Annotated in this window: 22 protein-coding genes and 1 pseudogene; 14 read left to right on the forward strand and 9 right to left on the reverse strand. The window is 57.7% G+C overall.

The features are described 5' to 3' along the window. Positions 1-87 precede the first annotated feature (87 nt). The 8 genes from CWE01_RS16900 (at position 88) to CWE01_RS16935 (ending at position 8,802) form a co-directional block, all read left to right on the forward strand. Positions 88-906, forward strand: a complete 819-nt coding sequence (locus CWE01_RS16900; RefSeq protein WP_100941682.1) for a transporter substrate-binding domain-containing protein — start codon at positions 88-90, stop codon at positions 904-906. 10 nt (positions 907-916) lie between these two features. Beyond that, positions 917-2,698, forward strand: a complete 1,782-nt coding sequence (locus tag CWE01_RS16905; RefSeq protein ID WP_100941683.1) for an aconitase X — start codon at positions 917-919, stop codon at positions 2,696-2,698. After that, entirely contained in the window at positions 2,691-3,356 is a 666-nt protein-coding gene (locus CWE01_RS16910; RefSeq protein ID WP_100941684.1) for an amino acid ABC transporter permease, read from the forward strand. Before CWE01_RS16905 ends, CWE01_RS16910 begins: the two co-directional genes overlap by 8 nt. Before the next feature lie 10 nt (positions 3,357-3,366). Beyond that, entirely contained in the window at positions 3,367-4,017 is a 651-nt protein-coding gene (locus tag CWE01_RS16915) for an amino acid ABC transporter permease (protein WP_100941685.1), read from the forward strand. Next, positions 4,010-4,732 carry an amino acid ABC transporter ATP-binding protein gene (locus tag CWE01_RS16920; protein WP_100941686.1) on the forward strand — a complete coding sequence of 241 codons (723 nt, stop codon included), beginning with the start codon at positions 4,010-4,012 and terminating at the stop codon, positions 4,730-4,732. Before CWE01_RS16915 ends, CWE01_RS16920 begins: the two co-directional genes overlap by 8 nt. Before the next feature lie 159 nt (positions 4,733-4,891). Further along, entirely contained in the window at positions 4,892-5,920 is a 1,029-nt protein-coding gene (locus tag CWE01_RS16925) for a proline racemase family protein (RefSeq protein ID WP_100941687.1), read from the forward strand. A gap of 134 nt (positions 5,921-6,054) precedes the next feature. Further along, complete coding sequence (locus CWE01_RS16930) at positions 6,055-6,972, forward strand: dihydrodipicolinate synthase family protein (protein WP_100941688.1); 918 nt, start codon at positions 6,055-6,057, stop codon at positions 6,970-6,972. Positions 6,973-7,221: 249 nt separating this feature from the next. Next, positions 7,222-8,802, forward strand: a complete 1,581-nt coding sequence (locus CWE01_RS16935; RefSeq protein ID WP_100941689.1) for an aldehyde dehydrogenase (NADP(+)) — start codon at positions 7,222-7,224, stop codon at positions 8,800-8,802. A gap of 42 nt (positions 8,803-8,844) precedes the next feature. On the opposite strand, the gene CWE01_RS16940 is transcribed toward CWE01_RS16935, so the two are convergent. After that, on the reverse strand, positions 8,845-9,852 hold the full coding sequence (locus CWE01_RS16940; RefSeq protein WP_100941690.1) for an Ldh family oxidoreductase: 1,008 nt from the start codon (positions 9,850-9,852) through the stop codon (positions 8,845-8,847). Between the two features lie 206 nt (positions 9,853-10,058). On the opposite strand from CWE01_RS16940, the gene CWE01_RS33880 reads away from it, so the two are divergent. Beyond that, positions 10,059-10,190: a hypothetical protein gene (locus CWE01_RS33880; RefSeq protein WP_256579370.1), complete on the forward strand. Its 132-nt coding sequence runs from the start codon at positions 10,059-10,061 to the stop codon at positions 10,188-10,190. Positions 10,191-10,282: 92 nt separating this feature from the next. Here the strand turns inward: CWE01_RS33880 and CWE01_RS16945 are convergent, their stop codons facing one another. The 3 genes from CWE01_RS16945 to CWE01_RS16955 form a co-directional block, all read right to left on the reverse strand. Continuing rightward, positions 10,283-10,477: a hypothetical protein gene (locus tag CWE01_RS16945; protein ID WP_100941691.1), complete on the reverse strand. Its 195-nt coding sequence runs from the start codon at positions 10,475-10,477 to the stop codon at positions 10,283-10,285. Positions 10,478-10,739: 262 nt separating this feature from the next. Further along, positions 10,740-11,747: an NAD(P)-dependent alcohol dehydrogenase gene (locus CWE01_RS16950; RefSeq protein WP_100941692.1), complete on the reverse strand. Its 1,008-nt coding sequence runs from the start codon at positions 11,745-11,747 to the stop codon at positions 10,740-10,742. 131 nt (positions 11,748-11,878) lie between these two features. Next, the gene (locus CWE01_RS16955) at positions 11,879-12,376 is read right to left on the reverse strand and encodes a helix-turn-helix domain-containing protein (protein WP_100941693.1); all 498 of its coding nucleotides are present in this window, start codon (positions 12,374-12,376) and stop codon (positions 11,879-11,881) included. Between the two features lie 279 nt (positions 12,377-12,655). Here CWE01_RS16955 and CWE01_RS16960 point away from each other — a divergent pair, with 279 nt between their 5' ends. Both CWE01_RS16960 and CWE01_RS16965 read left to right on the forward strand, forming a co-directional pair. Continuing rightward, positions 12,656-13,291, forward strand: coding sequence for an isochorismatase family cysteine hydrolase (locus CWE01_RS16960; RefSeq protein WP_100941694.1), 636 nt, complete (start codon positions 12,656-12,658; stop codon positions 13,289-13,291). An 18-nt stretch (positions 13,292-13,309) separates the two neighbouring features. Further along, positions 13,310-14,887 (forward strand): aldehyde dehydrogenase (NADP(+)), encoded by a 1,578-nt coding sequence (locus CWE01_RS16965; RefSeq protein WP_100941695.1) that lies wholly within the window; start codon positions 13,310-13,312, stop codon positions 14,885-14,887. A 236-nt stretch (positions 14,888-15,123) separates the two neighbouring features. On the opposite strand, the gene CWE01_RS16970 is transcribed toward CWE01_RS16965, so the two are convergent. Continuing rightward, complete coding sequence (locus CWE01_RS16970; protein WP_256579371.1) at positions 15,124-15,996, reverse strand: LysR family transcriptional regulator; 873 nt, start codon at positions 15,994-15,996, stop codon at positions 15,124-15,126. Between the two features lie 103 nt (positions 15,997-16,099). Between CWE01_RS16970 and CWE01_RS16975 the strand changes: the two genes are divergently transcribed. Beyond that, positions 16,100-16,492 (forward strand): 4-oxalocrotonate tautomerase, encoded by a 393-nt coding sequence (locus CWE01_RS16975; RefSeq protein WP_100941697.1) that lies wholly within the window; start codon positions 16,100-16,102, stop codon positions 16,490-16,492. 273 nt (positions 16,493-16,765) lie between these two features. Here the strand turns inward: CWE01_RS16975 and CWE01_RS16980 are convergent, their stop codons facing one another. From CWE01_RS16980 to CWE01_RS16995, 3 genes and pseudogenes are all read right to left on the reverse strand, one after another. Then, positions 16,766-17,311 (reverse strand): DUF2867 domain-containing protein, encoded by a 546-nt coding sequence (locus tag CWE01_RS16980; protein WP_100941698.1) that lies wholly within the window; start codon positions 17,309-17,311, stop codon positions 16,766-16,768. 125 nt (positions 17,312-17,436) lie between these two features. After that, positions 17,437-17,880: pseudogene (locus CWE01_RS16985) on the reverse strand (hypothetical protein). A gap of 1,103 nt (positions 17,881-18,983) precedes the next feature. After that, positions 18,984-19,697, reverse strand: coding sequence for a hypothetical protein (locus tag CWE01_RS16995; RefSeq protein WP_100941700.1), 714 nt, complete (start codon positions 19,695-19,697; stop codon positions 18,984-18,986). A gap of 485 nt (positions 19,698-20,182) precedes the next feature. On the opposite strand from CWE01_RS16995, the gene CWE01_RS17000 reads away from it, so the two are divergent. Continuing rightward, positions 20,183-21,028: a TIR domain-containing protein gene (locus CWE01_RS17000; RefSeq protein WP_100941701.1), complete on the forward strand. Its 846-nt coding sequence runs from the start codon at positions 20,183-20,185 to the stop codon at positions 21,026-21,028. Positions 21,029-21,671: 643 nt separating this feature from the next. Continuing rightward, positions 21,672-22,943 carry a hypothetical protein gene (locus CWE01_RS33315; protein ID WP_157815235.1) on the forward strand — a complete coding sequence of 424 codons (1,272 nt, stop codon included), beginning with the start codon at positions 21,672-21,674 and terminating at the stop codon, positions 22,941-22,943. A gap of 301 nt (positions 22,944-23,244) precedes the next feature. On the opposite strand, the gene CWE01_RS17015 is transcribed toward CWE01_RS33315, so the two are convergent. Then, positions 23,245-23,688 (reverse strand): hypothetical protein, encoded by a 444-nt coding sequence (locus tag CWE01_RS17015; RefSeq protein WP_100941704.1) that lies wholly within the window; start codon positions 23,686-23,688, stop codon positions 23,245-23,247. Positions 23,689-24,461 lie beyond the last annotated feature (773 nt).

A 24,461-nucleotide genomic window follows, 5' to 3' on the forward strand; every position in this document is an offset into this window, starting at 1 on the left:
GAAACAGGCACAGTCATTGCTAATCTAATATCGTATACGAAATTCATAATACGACAGCCAACACCACTCACCGATAACGAGGTCTCCATGAAAAATCCCGTTTTTGCCGCAGCGCTCAGTGTGGTTCTCAGTTCGTCCTTTATCGCCACGGCCCAGGCCGACAAGCTCGACGACATCATTGGCTCGGGCAAGCTGCGTTGCGCCGTGACCCTGGACTTCCCGCCGATGGGCTCCCGTGACGAGAGCAACAAACCGGTGGGTTTCGACGTCGACTACTGCAACGACCTGGCGAAAGTCCTCGGGGTCGATGCCGAGATTGTCGAGACGCCGTTTCCGGATCGTATCCCGGCGCTGGTCTCGGGCCGGGCCGACGTGATCGTCGCCTCCACCTCCGACACCCTCGAGCGAGCCAAGACCGTTGGCCTGTCCCTGCCCTACTTCGCCTTCCAGATGGTGGTCCTGACCCGCAGCGACACCGGCATCACCAAGTACGAAGACCTCAAGGGCAAACCGGTCGGCAATACCAGCGGCACCTTTGAAGCCCTCGCCCTGGAAAAAGACCAGAAGAGCTGGGGCACCGGCAGCTTCCGCGCTTATCAGTCGCAGAACGACACCATCCTGGCCGTCGCCCAGGGCCATATCGACGCCACCGTCGTCACCAACACCGTGGCAGCCGCTACGCTCAAATCAGGCAAATACAAGAACCTGAAAGTCGCCGGCAACGCGCCGTACGTGATCGACTACGTCTCGCTGGGGGCCAAGCGTAACGAGTACGGCCTGATCAACTACCTCAACCTGTTTATCAACCAACAGGTGCGTACCGGACGTTACAAGGAGCTGTTCGTCAAATGGGTCGGGACCGAGATTCCGCCGACCGATCTGACCGTGCCCCACGTCTACTACTGAGGAAACCTGAATGCCCAGCACGCCCACTTCCCTGATAGGACGCAGCCTGGTTGAAGGAGCCGCCCAAGGCCCCTTGCTGTTCGCCGATGTCGGCCTGAGTTTCTGGGGCGGAGTCGATCCGTTCAGTGGCGAGGTGATCGACCGCCATCACGCCTTAAGTGGCGAGTACCTGGCCGGCCGCGTGCTGGCGCTGCCCAGCGGCCGTGGTTCCTGTACCGGCAGCAGCGTCATGATGGAGTTGATCAGCAATGGTCATGCGCCGGCAGCGCTGGTATTGGCTGAACCGGATGAAATCCTCACCCTCGGCGTGCTGGTGGCCCAGGTGATTTTCGAGCGTTCCCTGCCGGTGCTGTGCATCGGCCGGGAGGCGTTCGCCGCCTTGCGCGGCCAGGCCTTTGCCCGGGTCGAAGGCACCTCCCTGACACTTTTCGACGCGACACCCGGCGATCACTGGCAGGCACCGACCACACAGGTGCAGGCACAAGCTACGGCAAGCAGCGTCGAACTCAGCGAACACGATCTGGCCCTGCTGGACGGCCAGTATGGCAAGGCCGCCCAGGTGGCCATGCGGATCATCCTGCAAATGGCCGAACTGCAAGGTGCACCCGCCTTGCTGGACGTGACCCAGGCGCATATCGACGGCTGTATCTATACGGGACCGGCGAGCCTGCGCTTTGCCGAACAACTGGTGCAATGGGGCGCGCGCGTTCGCGTCCCGACCACCCTCAATTCCATTTCCGTGGACCAGCGCCGCTGGCGCGAATTGGGCGTCGATCCGGCTCTCGGTGTCCCCGCCAGTGCCCTGGGCGATGCCTATATGGCGATGGGCGCGCAGCTCAGTTTCACCTGTGCGCCCTACCTGCTCGACAGCGCACCGAAGGCCGGCGAACAGATCGTCTGGGCCGAATCCAACGCCGTGGTCTACGCCAACAGCGTGCTCGGCGCCCGTACCCAGAAGTACCCGGACTACCTGGATATCTGCATTGCCCTGACCGGTCGCGCGCCGTTGATCGGTTGCCATCTGGACGCCCAGCGCAAGGCCCAACTGCAAATCGAGCTGCCCGCCCTGGGCGAACTGGACGATTCGTTCTACCCGCTGCTCGGTTATCACATCGGTGCCCTGGCCGGCAGCCGGATTCCGCTGGTGCTCGGGCTGGAACAGCGCCAGCCAAGCCTCGACGATCTGAAAGCCTTTGGCGCAGCCTTTGCCACCACCTCCGCGGCGCCGCTGTTTCATATCGCCGGAGTGACCCCGGAAGCACTCGATCCAACCCAGGTGCTGGAACCGGGCGTTGTGCTGCCGGTGGAAAAGATCCGTCTGCCAGACCTGCTGCTGAGCTGGCGTGAACTCAACAGTGCCCGCGACCCACGGGTGGAGGTGGTGTCCCTGGGCAACCCGCATTTTTCCCTCAGCGAGTTCGCCCATCTGGCCCGCCTGTGCCAGGGTCGACGCAAGCACCCCGACGTGGTCCTCGCCATCACCTGCGGGCGCGCGGTACTGGAACAGGCGCGCGCCGCCGGGCATGGCGCGGTGATCGAAGCCTTCGGCGCGACCCTGGTCACCGATACCTGCTGGTGCATGCTCGGCGAACCGGTGATCCCGCCGGCCGCCAGAACCCTGATGACCAACTCGGGCAAATACGCCCATTACGCCCCCGGCCTGGTGGGCCGCAAGGTGCACTTCGCCAGCCTGGCCGAATGCGTCGACGCCGCCTGCACCGCCAACGCCAGCGGACGCTTGCCGGCCTGGCTGGCACCGGCCGTCCCACAGGAGAACCCCGCGCATGTTTGATTACACCTTCCAATGGCGCGCGGCCCTGCGCGCCTTGCCGGATATGCTCAACGGCGCCCTGGTCACCTTCGAGACCGCCGCCTTGTCGATGATCTTCGGGGTGCTGATCGCCCTGGCCCTGACGGTGATGCGCGAAACCAGAAATCCGTTGCTGCGTGGCATCGGTAACGGCTGGGTGTCGATTGCCCGCAACACCCCTTCGCTGTTCCAGATCTACATCCTCTACTTCGGCCTCGGCTCGCTGGACCTGCATGTCAGCTCATGGTTCGCCCTGCTGGCCGGGATCACCTTCAACAACGCCGGTTATCTCGCGGAAAACTTTCGCGGCGGCCTCAAGGCGGTGCCCGATACCCAAGTGCGCGCCGCGCGCTCCCTGGGCATGAGCGCGTTCCAGGCCTACCGGATGATCATCGTCCCGCAGTTGCTGCGCATCGTCTTTTATCCGCTGAGCAATCAAATGGTCTGGGCGGTGCTGATGACCTCCCTGGGGGTGGTGGTCGGCCTGAACAATGACCTCACCGGGGTGACCCAGGAATACAACGTCAAGACCTTCCGCACCTTCGAGTTCTTCGCCATTGCAGCGGTGCTGTATTACCTGATTGCCAAGGCGATCGTCGCGGCAGCCCGGCTGATGGCCTGGCGACTGTTCCGCTACTGAGGAGGTGACCATGTTTTCCACCAGTTTTTCCTGGAATGACCTGCTTTTCCTGCTCAGCGGTGCCTGGGTCACCCTGCAACTGACCTTCTGGGCGATCCTCCTCGGCTCTGTCGCCGGGCTGCTGTTCGGCTTGTTGCGGGCGCTGCTGCCCCGCGCCAGCCTGCCCCTGGCCTGGGTGCTGGACGCGTTTCGCAGCGTGCCGTTGCTGATCCAGTTCGTGCTGTTCAATTCGCTGAAAAGCATCGTCGGCCTGAACATCAGCGCCTTCAGCGTCGGCTGCATCGTGCTCGGGGTCTACACCGCCGCGTACTTCACCGAGATCGTCCGTGGTGGCGTGCTCTCGGTGCCCCTTACCCTGCGCCGGGCCAGTCGCTCCCTGGGTTTGAGCTTCCTGCAGGACCTGCGCTGGATCGTCCTGCCGATGGCCACGCGGGTGGCCTTCCCCGGCTGGCTGAACCTGGTACTCGGGGTGATGAAAGACACCGCGCTGGTGATGTGGATCGGCATCGTCGAACTGCTGCGTGCCTCGCAAACCATCGTCACGCGCATCCAGGAACCGCTGCTGGTGCTGTGCATCGCGGGCCTTATCTACTACGTCATGAGCCTGGTGGTCGCCCGCCTCGGCGCTCGTCTGGAAAGAAGGTGGCAAGAAAATGATTGAGATCGACAACGTACACAAATCCTTCGGCGACCTGGAAGTGGTCAAGGGCGTCAGCCTGACGGTGAACAAGGGCGAGGTGGTGTCGATCATCGGCGGCTCAGGCTCCGGCAAGTCGACCCTGCTGATGTGCATCAACGGCCTGGAATCGATTCACAAAGGCAGCGTGCGCGTCGACGGCATCGAGGTCCATGACAAGGCCACCGACCTCAACCGCCTGCGCCAGAGGATCGGCATCGTGTTCCAGCAGTGGAACGCCTTCCCGCACCTCACCGTGCTGGAAAACGTGATGCTGGCGCCGCGCAAGGTGCTCGGCAAAAGCAAGCAGGAGGCCGAGGAGCTGGCGGTCCGGCAACTGACCCACGTGGGCCTGAGCGACAAGCTCAAGACCTTCCCCGGCAAGCTCTCCGGCGGCCAGCAACAGCGCATGGCGATTGCCCGGGCCCTGGCCATGTCGCCGGACTACATGCTGTTCGACGAAGCCACCTCGGCCCTTGATCCGCAGTTGGTGGGTGAAGTGCTGGACACCATGCGCATGCTCGCCGAAGACGGCATGACCATGGTCCTGGTGACCCATGAAATCCGCTTTGCCCGCGACGTGTCCGATCGCGTGGCGTTCTTTCGCAACGGCCTGGTGCACGAGATCGGCGCGCCCGACCAGGTCATCGGCAACCCCGTGCAGCCGGAAACGGCGGCGTTCCTCAAGTCCGTGAAATAAACATGATCCCTGAATAAAACACGCTCCTGTAGGAGCCAGCTTGCTGGCGATGAATGTCGCCACACTGCGATCAGTCTGATGCCACGCGTTATCGTTGACGACCATCGCCAGCAAGCTGGCTCCTACAAGGTCCGCGAACAGTCACAGGAGGAGTTTGCAATGCGTTCTTCAAAAATCGTCCACGTGGTCAGCTGCCACGCCGAAGGTGAAGTCGGCGATGTGATTGTCGGCGGCGTCGCCCCGCCGCCCGGGGCCACCGTGTGGGAACAGTCGCGCTGGATCGCCGAGGATGAAACCCTGCGCAACTTCGTCCTCAACGAACCCCGCGGCGGGGTGTTCCGCCACGTCAACCTGCTGGTGCCGGCCAAGGACCCGCGGGCGCAGATGGCCTGGATCATCATGGAGCCGGCCGATACCCCGCCGATGTCCGGGTCCAACTCGTTGTGCGTGGCCACCGTGCTGCTCGACAGCGGCATCCTGCCGATGACCGAGCCCCAGACCCGACTGGTGCTTGAGGCGCCAGGCGGATTGATCGAAGCCGTGGCCGAGTGCAAGGACGGCAAGGTCCAGCGGGTGGAAATCAAGAACGTGCCGTCGTTCGCCGACCGCCTCGACGCCTGGATCGAAGTCGAGGGCCTGGGTTCGATCCAGGTCGACACCGCCTATGGCGGCGACAGCTTCGCCATCGTCGATGCCCAGCGCCTGGGGTTTGCCATTCGGCCCGATGAAGCCAGGGACATGGTCGAGATCGGCCTGAAGATCACCCGCGCCGCCAACGAGCAACTGGGCTTCGTCCACCCGCTGAACCCGGACTGGTCGCATATCTCCTTCTGCCAGATCGCCGCGCCGCTGGTCTACGAGAACGGCGTCGCCACCGGGGCCAACGCCGTGGTGATCCGCCCCGGCAAGATCGACCGCTCGCCCTGTGGCACCGGTTGCTCGGCGCGCATGGCGGTGTTGCAGGCCAAGGGTGTGCTGCAGGTCGGCGAGCGTTTTATCGGTCGCTCGATCATCGGCTCGGAATTCCATTGCCGCATCGATTCCCTGACCGAACTGGCCGGACGTGCGGCGATCTACCCGTGCCTGTCCGGGCGAGCCTGGATCACCGGCACCCACCAGTTGCTGCTCGACCCCGCCGATCCCTGGCCCCAAGGCTACCGGTTGTCGGACACCTGGCCCGGTGCCTGAGCGCCAACGCCACCGCTAGACGGCTGATTGAGAAAAACCGGGGGCGCCCTGACGGCGTCCGACGAAAAAACACTGGTCTAAATTTTTCACTTAAAATATCGTATACGAAATACGTTAAACCACTGGAGTGCATCATGAGCAAACGCATCAACTGGAGCGGCGTCTTCCCGGCGGTCACCACTCAATTCAACGACGACTTCACCATCAACCTGGAAAAGACCCACCAGGTGATTTCCAACGTCATCCGTGACGGCGTCTCGGGGCTGGTGGTCTGTGGCTCGGTGGGGGAAAACACCTCATTGACCGCCGAAGAGAAGATCGCCGTGACCGAAGTCGCGGTGGATGCCTCCCGCGGTCGCGTGCCGGTGATCTGTGGCGTGGCCGAGTTCACCAGCGTGCAAGCGGCCAAGGTCGCCAACGCGGTGCGCAAGGTCGGCGTCGACGGCGTGATGCTGATGCCGGCGCTGGTCTACGGCTCCAAGCCCTTCGAGACCGCCGAGCACTACCGCTACGTGGCGAAAAACGCCGACGTGCCGTTGATGGTCTACAACAACCCGCCGATCTACAAAAACGACGTGACCCCGGACATCCTGATTTCCCTGGCCGACTGCGACAACGTGGTGTGCTTCAAGGATTCCTCCGGCGACACCCGGCGTTTTATCGACGTGCGCAATGAAGTCGGCGACCGTTTTGTGCTGTTTGCCGGCCTCGACGATGTGGTGCTGGAAAGCATCGCAGTGGGGGCCGAGGGCTGGGTCTCGGGCATGTCCAACGTGTTCCCGATTGAAGGCGAAACCATCTTCCGCCTGGCCAAGGCCGGGCGCTTTGCCGAGGCCATGCCGATCTACGAATGGCTGATGCCGATCCTGCACCTCGACGCCCGTGCCGACCTGGTGCAATGCATCAAGTTGTGCGAAGCCATCGCCGGTCGCGGCAGCGCCCTGACCCGTCCGCCACGCCTGGCCTTGCCGGAAGCCGACCGAGTGTTTGTCGAGCAGATCATGGCCAAGGCAATGGCCAACCGGCCGTCGCTGCCGGACGTGGGTCTCTGAAACTCGAACCTGCCGCCCCCGGCCTGAGCTCAATCAAAGTCAGCTGGATGCACACGTGTGGCGAGGGGGCTTGCCCCCGTTGGGCCGCGAAGCGGCCCTAAAACTAGCGACTTCATTGTGTCAGACAGAACGCAGTCACAGGTTTTACGACTGCTTCGCAGCCGAGCGCGGGCAAGCCCGCTCGCCACAGGTTTGCGTTCGACGCGCCAGCGCTACAACAGACCGCCCTTCCTCCTGACAGGAGTTTTCATGCCAAAAATCATCGGCCACAACTACATCGGCGGTGCGCGCAGCGCCGCCGGCACCGTCACCCTGCACAGCCATGACGCCAGCAGCGGTGAGCCGCTGCCCTTCGTTTTCACCCAGGCCACCGCCGCTGAAGTGGACGCCGCCGCCCGGGCTGCCGCGTCTGCCTACCCGGCGTTTCGCTCACTGTCAGCCAGCCGGCGCGCGGCGTTTCTTGAGGCCATCGCCACGCAACTGGATGCCCTGGATGATGACTTCGTCGCCCTGGTCAGCCGGGAAACGGCCCTGCCCAGCGGCCGTATCCAGGGCGAACGGGCACGCACCAGCGGCCAGATGCGCCTGTTCGCGCAAGTCCTGCGCCGGGGTGATTTCTATGGCGCGCGCATCGACCGCGCGTTGCCCGAACGTCAGCCACTGCCAAGGGTCGATCTGCGCCAGTACCGAATCGGTGTTGGCCCGGTCGCGGTGTTCGGCGCAAGCAATTTCCCGCTGGCGTTCTCCACTGCCGGTGGCGATACCGCAGCCGCGCTGGCCGCGGGCTGCCCGGTGGTATTCAAGGCCCACAGTGGGCATATGGCAACGGCGGAACAGGTGGCCGATGCGATCATCCGCGCCGCCGAACAAACCGACATGCCCAAGGGCGTGTTCAACATGATCTACGGTGCCGGGGTCGGTGAGGCCCTGGTCAAGCACCCGGCGATTCAGGCCGTCGGCTTCACCGGCTCACTGACCGGGGGACGCGCACTCTGCGACATGGCCGCCGCACGACCCCAGCCGATTCCGGTGTTCGCCGAAATGAGCAGCATCAATCCGGTGCTGGTGCTGCCTGAAGCCTTGCAACTGCGCGGCGAAACCATCGCCCGTGAACTGGTGGCGTCAGTGGTGCAGGGTTGCGGTCAGTTCTGTACCAATCCGGGCCTGGTGATCGGCATCGCTTCGCCAAGGTTCACGGCGTTCACCGCGTTGCTCGGTGCCTTGATCAACGAACAACCGGCGCAAACCATGCTCAACGCCGGCACGCTGCGCAGCTACAGCAACGGCGTACAGGCCCTGCTCGATCATTCAGGTGTCAACCATCTGGCCGGCAAGCCACAGGAGGGCCGCCAGGCACAGCCGCAACTGTTCAAGGCCGATGTCCGCCTGCTGCTCAATGGCGATCCGCTGTTGCAGGAAGAAGTCTTCGGCCCGACCACGGTCATCGTTGAAGTGGCCGACAACGCCGAGTTGCAACAAGCGCTACAGGGTTTGCACGGTCAACTCACGGCCACGCTGATTGCCGAGGCCGGCGATCTGCAATGCTACGGCGAGGTGCTGCCGCTGCTGGAGCAAAAGGTTGGGCGGGTGCTGTTCAACGGCTATCCGACCGGTGTCGAAGTGGGTGATGCGATGGTCCATGGCGGGCCCTATCCGGCCACCTCCGATGCCCGGGGCACCTCAGTCGGCAGCCTGGCCATCGAGCGCTTCCTGCGCCCGGTGTGCTACCAGAATTGCCCGGATGCCTTGTTGCCCGAAGCGCTGCAAAACGCCAACCCGCTAGGCATCAATCGTCTGGTCGATGGCCACAGCCAACGCACACCGCTGTAAAAACCGGGCGCCATCGAGTGGATCGATGGCGCCCTTATTCACTCAGGCCAGCAGCGCTTTCAGGTCGTTGTACAGCGCCTCAGGGATCTGCACACCCTCCACCAGACTGCGCGCACGTACCTCATAACGCCGTTGCGATGGCAAGCGTGCGCCCTGCCCTTGAATGCTTTCGAACACGGCTTCGGCGCGGGCCAGATGCTGCTCTGTAGCCGCGCCGAGAAAGCGCTGCGGATCGAAGGCAATAAGCAGTTCGCCATGGTACGGCGATGACTTGCTGCCGGCGTCATAGGCCAGGGATTCGGCACTGGTCAGGTCACCGATCAACGGCCCGGCGATCAACTCCACCATGGCCGCCAACGCCGAGCCCTTGTGCCCGCCGAACGTCAGCATCGCGCCGCTATCGAGTACCACGTTGGCATCGGTACTCGGCTGCCCTTGGGCATCCACGCCCCAACCTTCGGGAATGGCCTTGCCGGCACGCCGATGCAGCTCGATCTCGCCACGGGCAATCGCACTGGTGGCGAAGTCGAAGACAAAGGGGTTGTTGCCTGCGCGCGGCCAACCGAAGGCGATGGGATTGGTGCCGAACACCGGCTGATTCCCACCGGCCGGTGCGACCCAGGCATGGCTGGGCGTGCAGGCCAACGCAACAAGGCCGGCAGCGGTCAGTTGCTCGATCTCGACCCATAGCGCGGAGAAATGCACACAGCGATTGATCGCCAGGGCTGCGATCCCGTTGGCTCGGGTTTTCTCTTGCAGCAAGGGCAAGCCCGCCTGGAATGCCAACTGGGAGAAACCACCCGCCGCATCGACACGCACGATGGACGGCGCCTGATCGATGACCTGCGGCTCGGCATCGGCGGCCACCTTGCCGTTCCTCAGTGAATTCACACAGCCCAGCACCCGATACAGGCCATGGGAGGCACAGCCATCGCGCTCGCCGGCAATCACCGTATCGGTCACCGCCTGGGCATGGGCGAGGTTGAAACCGTTGTGCAGCAGGATCGATTCGGCCAGCTCACGAGCTTCAGCCAGGGACAGTCGGATCATAATCAGCTCCTTGAACAGACTGTCCAGACTGGTCCATTCCAAAGCTCACGGCTTGATCGCTTTAGGCGGGGTCGGTGACGAATTCGGCATACCCGGTTGCACAATAGCGACCGTATTAGCCGCCCATCGAAACATTCTGTAACCCACCCAATTTGGCAGGAGCATCGGTAGCACGTTCAATGAGCGTTTTCTGCAAGGAGCAGGCTATGCCTACCGAACAAATCATTCTGATGGCCCTCTTTGGCATCGCTCTCATCGCCTGGGGTATCAGGCAGGACATGAAGAACCACAAGAAGGAAAAAGCCGCGCGGCAAGCCCAGGGCGATAACAGGGTTTGATCGGGTGATCGGCGTTTCATCTGGCCCACCTCCCCTTTTGTCCTCAAAAAACAAAGCCCAGCATCGAGCTGGGCTTTGTCATTGTGTTGGCCTCAGCCTTTTGGAGGCGCCTTGAGGCTATCCAATCGACCGCTCTCCAGCAAAGCCTTGTACTTCAACGCATCCGCTTCACTGTGATAAACGCCGACCAGCACATCGCCCTGGTAGACATCCCACATCCTGACGCCTGCGTTATTGGCGTCATGGGACATGTGATCCTCATCGCGTTCTTTGACCGTAATAACCATTGGCACATCCTCTGGGTTGAGGCAGGTAAGGTATTTTTTACTCCTGTTGTTCCCAAGATTCCACACTCAACGTCTTGGAAACGGGGGCCGCTTTATTGGCTCGCGACCTCAACCAATCGCCTGGTTGCCCAAGGCTAACGATAGCTGATTAGAGGGAGACTCTAGACGGGATGGTGAGTTGGAGTGCAACCAGGGTTCCCACCTTGGACGTCTCCAGCACTGATTGACCTTGCTTTTAAGAGAGTGGGCTGCGCCCTTCCTGTCAGATAGACAAACAAACCTTGCCGAAATGCTTGCCGGCTGCCTGGTGACGGAATGCGTCGGCAATCTCGTCGAGTGCAAACGTGCGGTCAATTACAGGCTTGATGCCGTTTGCGTCGATTGCGCGGATCATGTCGATCTGGTGCCTGCGGCTGCCAACGATCAGCCCCTGCACTGTTTGCTGACGACGCATCAGTTCACCCGTCGGCACCTGCCCGGCGAGGCCGGTCAATACGCCGATTAGTGCGATGTGACCACCAATGCGGCAAGCGCGGATCGACTGGCCAAGCGTGTCCGGGCCGCCCACTTCGATAATGTTGTCGACACCCCGACCACTGGTGATCTCGAGTACCTTCGAGGCCCAGTCGGTATCGCGTTTGTAGTTGATGAGGTGGTCGGCACCGAGCGCCCGGGCCTTCTCCAGTTTCTCGTCGGAGGATGATGTGGCGATCACCTTTGCCCCCATCTGCTTTGCAAACTGCAGCGCAAAGATCGAGACGCCACCCGTGCCTTGAACGAGCACGGTGTCGCCGGCCTTAAGCGAGTAGTCTACAGCCAGTCCACGCCACGCGGTCAGCCCGGCAGTGGTCAAAGTCGCAGCTTCGGCATGGCTGTAGCCTTGGGGCGCATGCGTGAACCATTGCGCGGGCCGAACGACGATTTCGCGAGCGTATCCGTCGACACCATCACCCGGTGTTGTCGAAAAATCCGCGAGCGTCGGGCCACCGTCGAGCCAGGACGGAAAGAAGGTCGATACAACGGCATCGCCCACTGCGAACTCTGTTACACCGTCGCCTATTGCGTCGACGATACCCGCGCCATCCGACATCGGAATGCGACCATCGTCGGTGCGCAAGCGGCCAGTGACGACACCCAAGTCATGGGCGTTGAGCGAACTCGCGTGGATGCGCACGCGGATCTCACCCGCCGCCGGCTCACCGGGGTCGGCAAGATTCGTGAGTATCAGGTTTGCCAGGCCGGCGGGCTGGCGCAAGGTAATGGCTTTCATGAAAACAACTCCTGATGGTCGATTGATGCACGCATGAGGGGCCCGCCGCGATAGCTGCGGTGGTCGTTCACGCAGCACCTGTATCGTCGAAGGGTGCAGGTCGGATCGAGCTGCGAAAACTTCGCAACCCCTTACTTACTTTTGAACGCCGCACGCCGCTCTGCGCGTTCGGCTGCAAATTGATCGCTCATGGTTGCTTCCAGATCTTTACGTTCAACCTGAACCCCGCATCCGGGGCATACAGACCCCAGGCCCATATCGTGGCCACATGCACGATGAACGAAACGCACGGCGATCTCCTCGCTCTTGTCCTTGGACCAGGTTTCGCCCCATCCCCTCAAGGCATAGATGACGGGATAGAACGCCCTGCCTTTCTCGGTCAGACGATATTCATGGCGCAACGGCTTTTCGCTATACGGATGACGTTCGACCATCCCGTTCGCTTCCAGCGACTTCAAGCGCGCCGTCAGCATCTGCGGCGTCGCTTTCGTCTGAATCTGAATTTCTTCGAAGCGACTGGTGCCCATGAACAGCTCGCGAATGACCAACAGGGTCCATCGATCGCCGACGATATCCAACGACCGCGCTACCGGACACACCGTGTCGGGTGCTTCTGTTTGAAGTGTCACAACTTGCCTCCCAGACTTACTATTAATTTCATAGTAACACGATCCAAATCGGATGTGCACGGGTCGGATACCCGTCTCTAATGACGACGGGGCTCACTCTGTCGCAAACGACAAATTCAGCGTCAGGAACCCGTACCCATTGACACTATGATTTTCATAGTGATAGCTTTTGCTCAGCGCATTCGATGTGTGAGACACCCCGAACGTCCGACCAACGCGGTCCGGGGTCGAGTGTGAAACGCGACACTGTTCGCAACTCTCTTCTGACTGGAGAACGAAATGACTCATCCCGTATATCGCGCGGAACGTACTGGTCTGCTGCTGGTTGATCCGTATAACGACTTTCTCTCGGACGGCGGCAAGCTGTTCCCGATGCTCAAGGAAGTCGCTGATGACGTCCGTTTGCTGGAGAACCTGCGCAACACCGTCGCCGCCGCCCGTGCGAGGGATATCCAGGTGTTCTACGTGCCGCATCGTCGCTGGCAGCCGGGCGATTACGACAACTGGGATCATCCGAACCCGACCCAGCGTCTCGTGCAGCAACGCCACACCTTTGCCAAGGGCACGTGGGGCGGTGAATGGCATCCCGATTTCGTTCCGCAGGACGGCGACATCATCGTTCAGGAACACTGGGGCCAAAGCGGCTTTGCCAACACCGATCTCGACTTCCAACTGAAGCAGCAAGGCATCACGCACGTGATCGTCATCGGTCTGCTTGCCAATACCTGCATTGAGTCAACGAGTCGCTTTGCGATGGAACTGGGCTACCACGTCACGCTGGTGCGCGACGCAACGGCCGCGTTCAAGAAGGAAATGATGCATGCCGCACATGAACTGAACGGCCCCACCTTCGCCCACGAAATCCTGACGACAGCCGATCTCATCGCTGCCCTCAACACTGGCACCGCCGCCTGATTCTTGAAGAGAACCACGATGAAACTCACTGGCAACTTGCTTATTGGCGCCCAGGAAGTGTCCGCAACCGCTGGCACGATGAAGGCGCTGAACCCTGCAACCAATACCGAGATTGAACCGTCGTTCGCGTTCGGCGGCGTCGCCCAAGTCGAGCGTGCCGCTCAACTCGCCGACGACGCCTTCGACAGCTACAACAATACGAGTCTCGCCGAGCGTGCCGCCTTCCTGGAGCGTATCGCTGACGGCCTTGATGCGATCGCGCCCGAACTGGCGCAACGCATCTCACTTGAAAGCGGCCTGCCGGTGACGCAACTCGAGGGCGAAGCGGCGAAATCTGCGATTCAGTTTCGCCAGTTCGCGACTGTCGTCCGTCAAGGGCGCTTTCGACAGGCGACCATCGATCCCGCTCAACCCGACCGTCAACCGCGCGCACGGATGGATCATCGCTTGCAGAAGATTGCGCTGGGTCCGGTTGCAATCTTCGGCGCGAGTAACTTTCCGATCGCCTATTCGGTGGCAGGCGGTGATACAGCGTCGGCGCTGGCGGCTGGCTGCCCGGTCATTCTGAAGGCGCACAACGCTCATCCTGGCGGATCGGAAATGATGGGGCGCGTGATCCAGCAGGCTGTCAAAGACGCGGGTCTGCACGAGGGCGTGTTCTCGCTCGTTCGCGGTGGCGGCAATGAAATCGGCGAGGCGCTGGTGGACCATCCGCTCATCAAGGGGGTGACCTTCACAGGGTCGGAAGTTGGCGGTATGGCGCTGTTCCGGCGCGCACAACTGCGTCCTGATCCGATTCCCGTTTTCACCGAAATGACCAGCGTCAACCCCACATTCGTGCTGCCCTCGGCGCTCGCCGCACGCGGTGCTGTGATCGGTGACGGGTTCGCTGAACGTATGCTGGTCACCGTCGGCCAGGCGTGCTTGAAGCCTGCGATTCTGCTGGCTATCGATGGCCCCGGCTATAGTGAACTGAAGGACGCAATGATTGCCCGCGTCGAAGCCATGCAAGCGCGCACCATGCTGACGCCCGGCATCAATAACGCGTACCGCAAGAATGTCGAGCGGCAGGCCGAAGCAGGCGCCCGGCGCATCGCCGCAGGCGGTGAATCACAAGGCGCGTGGGACGGGCAATCGGTGCTCTTCGAAGTCGACGGTGCACACATGCTTGATGATGCAACGCTATCGGAGGAAGTGTTCGGTCCTGCCGCACTGCTGGTGCGCGTGAAGGATATCGAGCAATTCATCGCGATCGCAAAGCAGTTCCGTGGGCAACTTTCCGCGACGATGCAGATCGATCAACCCGATCATGCGCTTGCCGCGCGCCTGTTGCCGATTCTTGAACGTCGCACAGGCCGCATCGTCGTCAATGCGTTCGCACATCCGCAAGAAGTGTCATATGCGTCGATTCATGGCGGACCGTTTCCTGCGACGTCCGATAGCCGCTTCACGTCAGTCGGCATGAGCTCGATCGAACGCTTCCTGCGTCCTGTTTGCTACCAGGGATTTCCAGACGACCTGCTGCCCGAAGCGTTGAAGCATGACAACCCGCGCGATCTCTGGCGCGTCGTCGATGGCGAGTTGTCGAAAGCTTGATTCGCGACCGCATAAAAACAAGCACTCCGCGACTTGTGCACGTCGCAAGCTCGCGGGCTACTTTATGACCAGGCATACGTCCCCTTTTCAGCCAGACGGACTTCCCCGAACAAGAAAAAACGCCCTACTGGGAGCTGGACTGGGATGATCAGCGAATCGCCCGCCAGAAGCAGCCTCTTTCATGACCACCACCATTGAGTCCCAAACCCGGCGTTTTCACTTCAGAGATGTGTCACTCATCCGCCCAATTTGCTGGCAAGCATTTCCCGCACAGCACCGACCAAATGAGCCTCGCCAGCACGCGCAGGTAACAGGCTGAACTCAACGTCGGGCAAAGGCGGTAACGGGAAGGCCGGCCGGCAAATCTCTGCGCCCATCGGCACCGCCGAGGTATTCAGGCAAGCGACGCCCAGCCCTGCCATCAGTGCTGATTGCAGCCCTGCCACTCCGGACGCGGAATGGGCAATCACATACGGCACGTTGTGTGCCTCCAGCGTCTCTCGGGTGAGGCGTTGGAGGCTGCATCCCTGTGGCAGCACCAAAAGTGGCAACGCGTTATCTTCTTCGTTCCTCGGCTCAAACCCCGAAGCAGATACCCAATGCAATGCTTCCCGACGCACCGGGATGCCCTCGGGAAGGCTGCGGCCGTCGAGTATGCGCATTGAAAGGCCGATATCGAAGTTACCCGTATCTGCCCCGCTTTCTATTTGCAGACTCTTTCGCACCGACACATGCAGTCGAAGGCGTGGATAGTTCAGGCGCAGTTGCTTCAACAACTCGGCAATCGAGCCAGGCAAAAAGTAGTCGGTGATCGCCAATCTCAATTCGCCGGCAAACGTCACTCCGCGCACGTCTTCAAGGGCGCGATCACTCAAGGCCAGCAGTTCTCGTGCATGCACCATCAGGCGCTCCCCGGCCGGCGTAGGCCGGACACCCTTTTTTCCCCGTTCCAACAGCGTTACCCCGGTGAACGCTTCGAGCTTGCGCAATTGTTCGCTCAACGCTGATTGCGACCGACACAGTCGCGGCGCGGCCTCCGATAGGCTGCCGGATTCCATGGCAACGGTAAAAGATCGCAAGAGATCAAGGTCAAAGGGGCGCATGCTCATCCTGCTGTTTTCCCGATAGATAGATGCACATCTTCCGGCTTTTCAGCAACAACGCAACTTCTTACTCTGCGCTGGACATTCATTGCCCGCAAAGGAGTTCAACATGCCCGGTATAACACTCAAGATTTCTGGCGAGCCGAACCTTGAACTGGTCCACAGCATCGTCCCGAAACTCACCACTCTGACCTGTGAACTACTGGAAAAGCGACCGGAACAGACCCTGGTGATGGTGCAGTTCCTGCCTCCTGAACAGTGGTTCATCGACAGCCGTTCGCTGGCCGAACAAGGACGCAACTCGTTCCGCCTGGAAGTCACTATCACGGATGAAACCAATACCAAGGCCCAGAAAGCGCGCTACCACCATGAGGCTTTCGAATTGCTGGCCAAAGAAATAGGCAATGTTCACCCTCACTCAAACATCCATGTGATCGACTGCCGTGCCAGTGCCTACGGCTATGGCGGTTTGAGCCAGGAGTACAGACTCCACCACCCTTGACCCCGGTTCATCGTGGCCGGCGCAATTCGAGCTTACATAGGTATCGATACCTGTCTGATGACTTCAGTGGGATGACCTCCATGGGTCGGGAGCAGCCGGTCACGGCAGGACCGCTATCGGCCCTTTGCCGTCGGTCATGCTCCCCGGAAGCTGGCGTTCAACGCCGAGCTAACAGGCCGCAACCTATGCCGCGCAGCGGCAGAATTCGGTTGCGGTCCGGGTTGAGGAAGGGTGAGACCTCAGTCGGCCGCGCATGATGATTTGGACTTTGGCTTACGCCTCCGTCGCCGACGGCCAGCCGACCCGTGCCGCGCTACGAAGATTGGACTGAACAACCAAGCGATGAAACGGGGCAATGAGAAAAATATAGAGACGACCCAAGCGATTGTGGCAATGAACCACAGTCGACAGGGTCAAGTGACGCTTAGCTCCCGGCGACGACTGACCGGAACACAGAACAGAGAGCCTGAAGTCCAGGTGCTTGTCGTCTTCACCAAGAACAACTTCAGTTGGACTTGTGCTGTAGAGCTTGAAGATGCCGAGTCGGCCCGCTCCGCTCTGCGCATCCAGTGAGGCGAGATGCTTGGCTGTCTTGAGGCCGAAACCGGCGACGATCGCGTCTCGAACCGCCATGAGTCTGCTGACCCAAGGCGCTTGGTGAGCGAAGATGAACCTCGCCAACAATTCAGGATTGGTTGACGCTCCGGTGGGAAGCTCGATCGAGTAAGCATCGGCGAGATTCATCGATGCGTAGGCTTTAGCAATCGCCGACTCTGGAGGAAGCGACACCGAGGTTGCGTGATGGTGTTCGGTTGACATGTAGGCGGCCTATGATTCGTTTCTGAGGTCTAACGCCGAGCTGACCGGCACGCTTGCGTGACGGCCCCCGTTTCACCCCATATTCAACGCCTTGGAAACGGGGGGCGCTTTATTGGCTGGCGACCTCAACCATTCGGAGGGTTGCCCGACGCTGACGATAGCTGATTAGACGGGGATTTGCCCTCCAACAAGGCATCCACCACCGCACGCGCCACCTCCACCGAATGCAGCATGCCCCAGAACAACGCCCGTTCGACCGGGTTGGTGTGCAGGCTGATTTAGTCGCCATTGAGTTCCGCGGTTTCGAGCAGATTGGAAACGTAGACCAGGGCGTCCTGGGCGGTTACCCCGGGTTGGATGGCGAATAGCGTGGGTTTGTAGGGGGATTCGGGGGTGACGGGTTTGGAGCTGGTGAATGCGAGGGTTTCGAGCAAACGGGGGGTGTTTGCAGGGACTGGCTCGGATTCGTTGGATGGCGTGTCCGGGAGCTTACGCAGGTATGTCTCTTTATCCGCAGTGCTGAGAGCTTTGCAAACGACAGGCGGATCGGGGGTGATCTTCTTGACCATAGCGGCATTCCTATTCGAGTTCAGGAGTTCGCCACTTTCCGCGTTCAAACAAAAGGTGGCGGACCGTACGCAGGTTGAACGACCGGGAATAGGAACCGGCAGGCCGAAGCCTCCTGCGCACAGCCCGCCATAACACGAGCCAAAAAAAGCCGCTTTCGCGGCGCTGTGCGCCTATTCATTTCCGGGCGTTCAAACCCGTGTCGCTGAATTTGCAGCGACACTTGAACAGTAGCCCCGACGTTTGGCGCACGCAATATTCTCCCATGCCTGAAACGTGTGGGAAATATGAGTTTTTTTGGAAGGTAATTTCGCGTGTTCATTGGGGGGGAGAGCCAGACGGGCTTCCCCCGAACAAGACAAAAAGCCCTACAGGGAGCTGGGCTGGGATGACTAGCGAATCGCCCGTCAGGAAGCTGCAAAGCTCTCCCCCACTCATTCACCGTACTCAACGGCCCGGTCTGTCGATAGCAGCCTTGCGTGACCGGATGCTATCGGCCAATAGCTGCCGTTCGAGCGCGTCAGCTTCGAGGCCAACCTCGCCTGAGAACCGCAAACCTTTGCCTCCGACCGGGTCCGCAGCTATAGCGGCACTGACCGGAACATCCAACGAAGGTAAAAGCTCTAGGCAAATTCCTTGTCCAAGGACAGTCTTGAGAGATAGCATCGCGCCATCACTCGCAAGGATGCTCGAAGTGCCCGTATCGCTCCCCCTACTTTGCCTCATCGCTCTGGCGCTCGCTGCGCTATCCCAGCAGGCGTACGCCGGCAGCACGCCTTATTCTGGCAGTACGGGTGGTATCGCGCGTTGCGATGAGGATCTTTTTCTCTGCAATTACCGCCCAATCAGTGGATCGAAGCGCAGTTGCGTGGCCTACCTCGGCATCTCAGGCGACTCTCGTGAACAGGCCACTTCCTCCCTTCAGCGCTTTGCTTACTCTTTTAGTGAATGTGCGTGCTTTTGCACCGGATCTCGTGATAGGGACTATTGCCTGACACCGGGAAGGCGGAAGAGTTATATGCGAAAGTGAGACCATAATCGCGCTAAGCCAGATGCGCGATTTTAGAAAAATAAGTCTGTCCCTTTTTGGTCCCCTTTTTGGCGCTCATAGATGCGCGTAGGCGGTGTCGAAATCTCTAAAAGCTTGGTTGACCTTGTATCGAAGCATCAGCGATGCGGACAGCTTGACCATAGCCTCGAAAAGCTCGTGTCCTGATGGAATTTCACATTGACCAACACATCGCCCGCCATATCCGCCGGGTTCATATGCATAGACAGTATAGAAAACACCACGATACTCTCGGTTTAATCCGACCGTAATATGCGTTACAGGGCTACCCCCAGCAGCATGGTCAGACAGCAAAAACTCCAAGACATCATCAAAAGGGATGAACATAGCAGAAGCGGACATTACAAATAGACTCGCAATATCCAGCGCCTCCTCAACTATTTCAAGCTCAGGGGTTTCGTATTCGTGCTCAAGGATGTTCCGCATGTTAACAACTTTGCGCAAAAGGCTTGGCGCCAATAAGCCGAGCGCTTTCAGTCGCTCTATTTTCTTCGGCACATTCCATCTGAGTGATGGATAACCAAACGAGATCAGCAACTGATCAAGCTGACAGACAATCGCTCGTTTTGCATTAGTCGTTGCATTGACAAGGGCCGACAAACCACCCCGTTCAAAATCGTCTTCCGCTAAGCTCAAGAACTCGACAGGTGAAGTTTTCAGCTCCGTCATTTCGAAGCTGCCACCACCTGACGATACTGCGCATTTGCTCATATCGAACCCGTGAGCGATGCAAAATTCTTTGATATCCATCTCACGACCCAGCTTATGGGCGGCCTAAAGGGCCGCTGTAGAAATAGTGTACCAGCGACGCCACCTGGATGGCCGAACCGACGCTTGTGGACCGACTGGAAGGCATCGACCCTCTGCTATAGCCCATCAACGTCCCGCTGAAGTCAAAGCGCAGTACGTCATTCGCCTCTTAGCATACGCCACGGTGGACCGGACATTTTCGGGAAGAAGCCGCCGTTCAGCATCAGCTACTCGGCGCGTCGGCCAGTAAAGGACAAATTTGCGTTGCTCGCGCGGCCATTGCAGCGCGCCACCGCGGCACAGTATTGTGCCTCCGGCAGCTTCCGGACGAGGCAGTGTAAAACGTTTTTCAGCGCGATTGGGGCCATGTTCTGGACTGAAAGTCCCGTTTCTACGCAAAATCCAGATCGGCTGAGCGGCCGTGAATTTTCACATGTTGCTATTGCATCTATTTTTTAGATTTCTTACTTCAACGATGAGGCGCTATGAAAGTATTTATAAGTTGGTCGGGTGACACCAGCAAAAAAGTAGCAGAAGCCATTAGGAATTGGTTGCCTACAGTGCTGCAAACGGTAAAGCCATATTTTACACCGAGCGACATTGAAAAAGGTACGCGGTGGTCATCGGACATAGCTAGGGAACTAGACGATTCCATGGCTGGGATTTTTTGCGTAACCAGAGAAAATCTATTCAGCCAATGGCTTATGTTTGAAGCGGGAGCGATTTCAAAGAAGGTTGAACAGTCATTGGTATGCCCTATTTTGATTGAGCTAGATAACTCTGACATCAATGGCCCATTGACGCAGTTTCAGACCACACTTTTTAACAAGTCAGACTTCAAGCGGCTCGTTTCTGATCTCAATAAGGCAAATAAGGAAAACACACTAGAGGAGACAGTACTTCATACTGTATTTGAAACATTCTGGCCCGTGCTAGAAGAACAAGTTAGAGAAATAACCAAGCAGGAACCATTAGCCAGCGGAAACAAATCCGATGTTCGTACAGATCGTGAAGTATTGGAAGAAATATTGAATTTATCACGAGCTTTAGCCATCCAAAAATCTGGTGGATTTAAAACACATACAGAGCTAAATCAATTAATATCTGATTTTTTATCCTCCTTCAACGCAGTATTCGAAGATGATTGGGATCATACCAAGCTATGCTTGGAAGATAGCGAGCACTTTATCAAGCACAACGGAAGCTTTATAAATCCGAAAGTGCTAGATGAGGAAAATAATTGGTCCAGCAGGGCTACTCTTCTCAAATCTTACCGCAAGCTAATTGAATACATTGAAATTCACAATATAGAGATATCAACAAGCTTCTAGATCTACGTCTGTCAGGCACCGTGAGAGCCGTACAGGAAAAGCGCGGTGAAGTGCTGCCGGGACAGACTCTCCGACACGCCGAGCGCCCGGCGGTGGTTAGTCCGACAGCTGCCAATGACGACAGGCAGCTATCGGCCCAGGCTGTGTGAAAACGCATGTGCCGTTTTGAAGTCTGCGTTGCTATGTAAAATCTGCCAGCGTTTGGTTACTCAGCAGACCGGGAATTTGCGTAGGAACGCGATTTTCGTTCCAGTCCTGACTGTCAAACCTGCTCAAAAACGTTTTCACACAGCTTGGGCCAAAAGCAGACGGGCAGATCCGGGCCGATTTAAGCCAAAACCAGTGAGACGGATACGCCATATAATTGAGGGGCGATCCAAGGATGTGGTAAAAACCAATAATTACGGGCAGGAAGGCAGAATGTGGCCAGCGAAATAAACAACGAAAGCGTATTTACTTCACTTTGTGCCTGATACGTTCGGCTTATTTTAGTCAAATGCAGAGATTCAACGGTCTTTTTGAGAAGCCTAGCACTTCATCTCCGAATAAATCTCCAAGTCAGGCCGTACTGTTAAGTGCTTTCCAAGGGCTTCGATAATTCTCTCTTCTGCTCTAGATAATCTTAAGGACAAGTAATATCCCAATGAATACAAATACAATGATCGTTTGTGATACCTGTGGGGCTGAGACTCATTGCCGCATAGGCATGTCTAATAGAAGATTTCAACCTCTATCTTTTCTATGTGAAGGGTGTGGCGTAGCTATTGAGATAGATATTAAAGATATGGTTGGTACCGCTTTGCGTAATGCCAAAGAAATACCATTCGAACGAGATTCTCTCGAACAAAAAAAGCGCTTTTTCATTGATTTGCATTTAGATTTTCCAATCTGGAGCCAAACCTACGTGATGGGTAAAACCCCATATTTGGTAGCATGCGGAATGGTCGACAAAGACAAAATCCATATCAATGGAGTCCCAGCTGTAGAAATATTTCGAATCAGACTCGACTTTTTGAATTATTTTGGCGAAAGATTTAACGAAGTTAAGCAACTGCTTAAGTTGTACCCTCGAAACAATAAAGAACTTTTCAGGAAAAAGGCAATAGAGTTTCTGGAGGGAGAACATACTAATTCTTTAGCGCCTCAGGATATTAATGCTCTACTTTATACCGTACTTTCAAGGGTTTCACTGGCTTTTCTTGAGCAGGAAACTGTCCGCGAAGTCGCCGGTCGCTATCCTGAAATAATAATTCACCTTGCACAAACTCGCCGCGAGAAGTTTGATGAGTTTTATAGATATATAAAAGAGACAGGATTCCTCAATGGTCTCCAGCGCGACTGCCTAAGTCTTTATGGACGTATTTTTGAGCTTGAACTTTATTTGCGACCAGCCATATTTCTTGATTTCTGCACAGGTCAGGAGAGCAAGAAAAGCTCTGCAAAAATCTCCAAACTAGGATTTGATAGCTGCAAAGATATGTATAAGGACCTATCGGAGATAGTTGGGAGACAATTAGCTTTGGTGGCCGGAATAAACAATCTAATTCATCGTGGCGACCATAACTCTTTCTTGCCAAGCAAAGATGGTCCGGCGCTTTCCAGTCTCGACAAATTCGCAAATAAAGTTCTCTCCGAAAAACTGAAATACCTGGATGACTGTTGGTACAAACTTGATGAGGGGCTATTGGATACAGATATTAGAAATTCAATTGCTCACTATACCTTTGAGTATGATGATTCAACGCAGATGATCACTTGCTACCCTAGCAAAGAGGGGCTACGCCAAGAAAACAAGGTAGAGATAAATTTTTTAAATTTTATGCGGATGATACTAATTCAGTTTCGCGAAATGCATTATTTACATCATCTTATTAAGGCACTTTATTACTATGAGTACCTAATTATTAACAAGTGACGGTTTAACTGCGGTTCGGCTCGTGAGCCCCAATAATAGCAATCGAAGGCGTTGGCGGGAATGAATGCTCGAGCAATACGGTCAATCATCGGGTGTATGAATGTCAGCTTTTGGCCGATTGCTGACAGTCACAACCGGCCAAAACGTAGCCTTTGCAGACAGAACACATCACTTAAAAAAAGGCAATTTCAGGATTCCCCCCCAAAAGGCAGACGTATCTATTTGCTCTCAATAAATACATCCCCTTTTCGCCCCGTACTCATCGCCTTGGGAACGGGGGGCGCTTTATTGGCTGGCAACCTCAACCATTCGGAGGGTTGCCCAACGCTGACGATAGCTGATTAGACGGGGATTCGCCCTCCAACAAGGCATCCACCACCGCACGCGCCACCTCCACCGAATGCAGCATGCCCCAGAACAACGCCCGTTCTACCGGGTTGGTGTGCAGGCTGATTTCGTCGCCATTGAGTTCCGCGGTTTCGAGCAGATTGGAAACGTAGACCAGAGCGTCCTGGGCGGTGATGCCGGGCTGGATGGCGAATAGCGTGGGTTTGTAGGGGGCTTCGGGGATGACGGGTTTGGAGCTCGTGAGCGCGAGGGTATCGACCAAACGTAGCGTGTCGGCCGGGGCTGGCTCGGGCTCGTTGGATGGCGTATCAGAGAGTTTGCGAAGGTACGTCGCCCTATCAGCGGTGCTGAGGGCTTTGCGAACGGTCGGCGGATCGGGGGTAATTTTCTTGGTCATGGTGACCTCCCTATTCAAATTTAGGAGTTCGCCATTTTCGTTTCCACGCGAAGGGTGGCGAACTGTGCGCGGGGTGGAAAACCGGAGAATAGGAACCCGGCACACCATAGGTGTCCCACGCACAGCCCGCCATAAAGCGAAGACAAAAAAGCCGCTTATGCGGCAATGTGCGCCGATTCCTTTACGGGTTTCCACACCCGTGTCGCTGAATTTGCAGCGACACTTGAACAGTAGCCTCGACGTTTGGCGCACGCAATATTCTCTCATGCCTGAAACGCGTAGGAAATATGAGTTTTTTTGGAAGGCTATTTCGCGAATTGACTTTAAGGGAGAGTACCAGACGTCCCCGAACAAGACAAAACGCCCGACAGGGAACTGGACTGGGATGATTAGCGAATTGCCCGCCAGGAAGCTGAAAAGCTCTCCCCACTCATTCACCGTACGCAACGGCCCGGTCTATTGAGAGCAGCCTTACGTGATCGGCTGCTATCGGCCGACTCTGTTGAAAAAGTCGGTTTCGGTTTTCACGACAGAAAAATAAGCGTCTGAGATTGAAATCCGTGTCCTGAGCAGAGGGTGCAGGACTCAGATTTCACGTAGCAGCGTGCAAAAATTACGTTTTCATCGCTCAATGCATGGACCGTCGCCCTGGTCGACTTTTTCAACAGAATCGGCCAAAAACAGCCTATCTCATGACGTTTTACTTACCAACAGCAGTTTTTTATTGGGCTGACCTTCGAGAATCGATCAAACTGGTACGGTATTATCTAAAT

Source organism: Pseudomonas sp. QS1027 (assembly GCF_002814235.1).
Taxonomy (GTDB): Bacteria; Pseudomonadota; Gammaproteobacteria; order Pseudomonadales; family Pseudomonadaceae; genus Aquipseudomonas.

Bases quoted from the DNA above. Each gene is read 5' to 3' on its own strand.
- CWE01_RS16900 (WP_100941682.1), top strand. From the start codon at position 88: ATGAAAAATCCCGTTTTTGCCGCAGCGCTCAGTGTGGTTCTCAGTTCG.
- CWE01_RS16905 (WP_100941683.1), top strand. From the start codon at position 917: ATGCCCAGCACGCCCACTTCCCTGATAGGACGCAGCCTGGTTGAAGGA.
- CWE01_RS16910 (WP_100941684.1), top strand. From the start codon at position 2,691: ATGTTTGATTACACCTTCCAATGGCGCGCGGCCCTGCGCGCCTTGCCG.
- CWE01_RS16915 (WP_100941685.1), top strand. From the start codon at position 3,367: ATGTTTTCCACCAGTTTTTCCTGGAATGACCTGCTTTTCCTGCTCAGC.
- CWE01_RS16920 (WP_100941686.1), top strand. From the start codon at position 4,010: ATGATTGAGATCGACAACGTACACAAATCCTTCGGCGACCTGGAAGTG.
- CWE01_RS16925 (WP_100941687.1), top strand. From the start codon at position 4,892: ATGCGTTCTTCAAAAATCGTCCACGTGGTCAGCTGCCACGCCGAAGGT.
- CWE01_RS16930 (WP_100941688.1), top strand. From the start codon at position 6,055: ATGAGCAAACGCATCAACTGGAGCGGCGTCTTCCCGGCGGTCACCACT.
- CWE01_RS16935 (WP_100941689.1), top strand. From the start codon at position 7,222: ATGCCAAAAATCATCGGCCACAACTACATCGGCGGTGCGCGCAGCGCC.
- CWE01_RS16940 (WP_100941690.1), bottom strand. From the start codon at position 9,852: ATGATCCGACTGTCCCTGGCTGAAGCTCGTGAGCTGGCCGAATCGATC.
- CWE01_RS33880 (WP_256579370.1), top strand. From the start codon at position 10,059: ATGCCTACCGAACAAATCATTCTGATGGCCCTCTTTGGCATCGCTCTC.
- CWE01_RS16945 (WP_100941691.1), bottom strand. From the start codon at position 10,477: ATGGTTATTACGGTCAAAGAACGCGATGAGGATCACATGTCCCATGAC.
- CWE01_RS16950 (WP_100941692.1), bottom strand. From the start codon at position 11,747: ATGAAAGCCATTACCTTGCGCCAGCCCGCCGGCCTGGCAAACCTGATA.
- CWE01_RS16960 (WP_100941694.1), top strand. From the start codon at position 12,656: ATGACTCATCCCGTATATCGCGCGGAACGTACTGGTCTGCTGCTGGTT.
- CWE01_RS16965 (WP_100941695.1), top strand. From the start codon at position 13,310: ATGAAACTCACTGGCAACTTGCTTATTGGCGCCCAGGAAGTGTCCGCA.
- CWE01_RS16970 (WP_256579371.1), bottom strand. From the start codon at position 15,996: ATGAGCATGCGCCCCTTTGACCTTGATCTCTTGCGATCTTTTACCGTT.
- CWE01_RS16975 (WP_100941697.1), top strand. From the start codon at position 16,100: ATGCCCGGTATAACACTCAAGATTTCTGGCGAGCCGAACCTTGAACTG.
- CWE01_RS16980 (WP_100941698.1), bottom strand. From the start codon at position 17,311: ATGTCAACCGAACACCATCACGCAACCTCGGTGTCGCTTCCTCCAGAG.
- CWE01_RS16995 (WP_100941700.1), bottom strand. From the start codon at position 19,697: ATGGATATCAAAGAATTTTGCATCGCTCACGGGTTCGATATGAGCAAA.
- CWE01_RS17000 (WP_100941701.1), top strand. From the start codon at position 20,183: ATGAAAGTATTTATAAGTTGGTCGGGTGACACCAGCAAAAAAGTAGCA.
- CWE01_RS33315 (WP_157815235.1), top strand. From the start codon at position 21,672: ATGAATACAAATACAATGATCGTTTGTGATACCTGTGGGGCTGAGACT.
- CWE01_RS17015 (WP_100941704.1), bottom strand. From the start codon at position 23,688: ATGACCAAGAAAATTACCCCCGATCCGCCGACCGTTCGCAAAGCCCTC.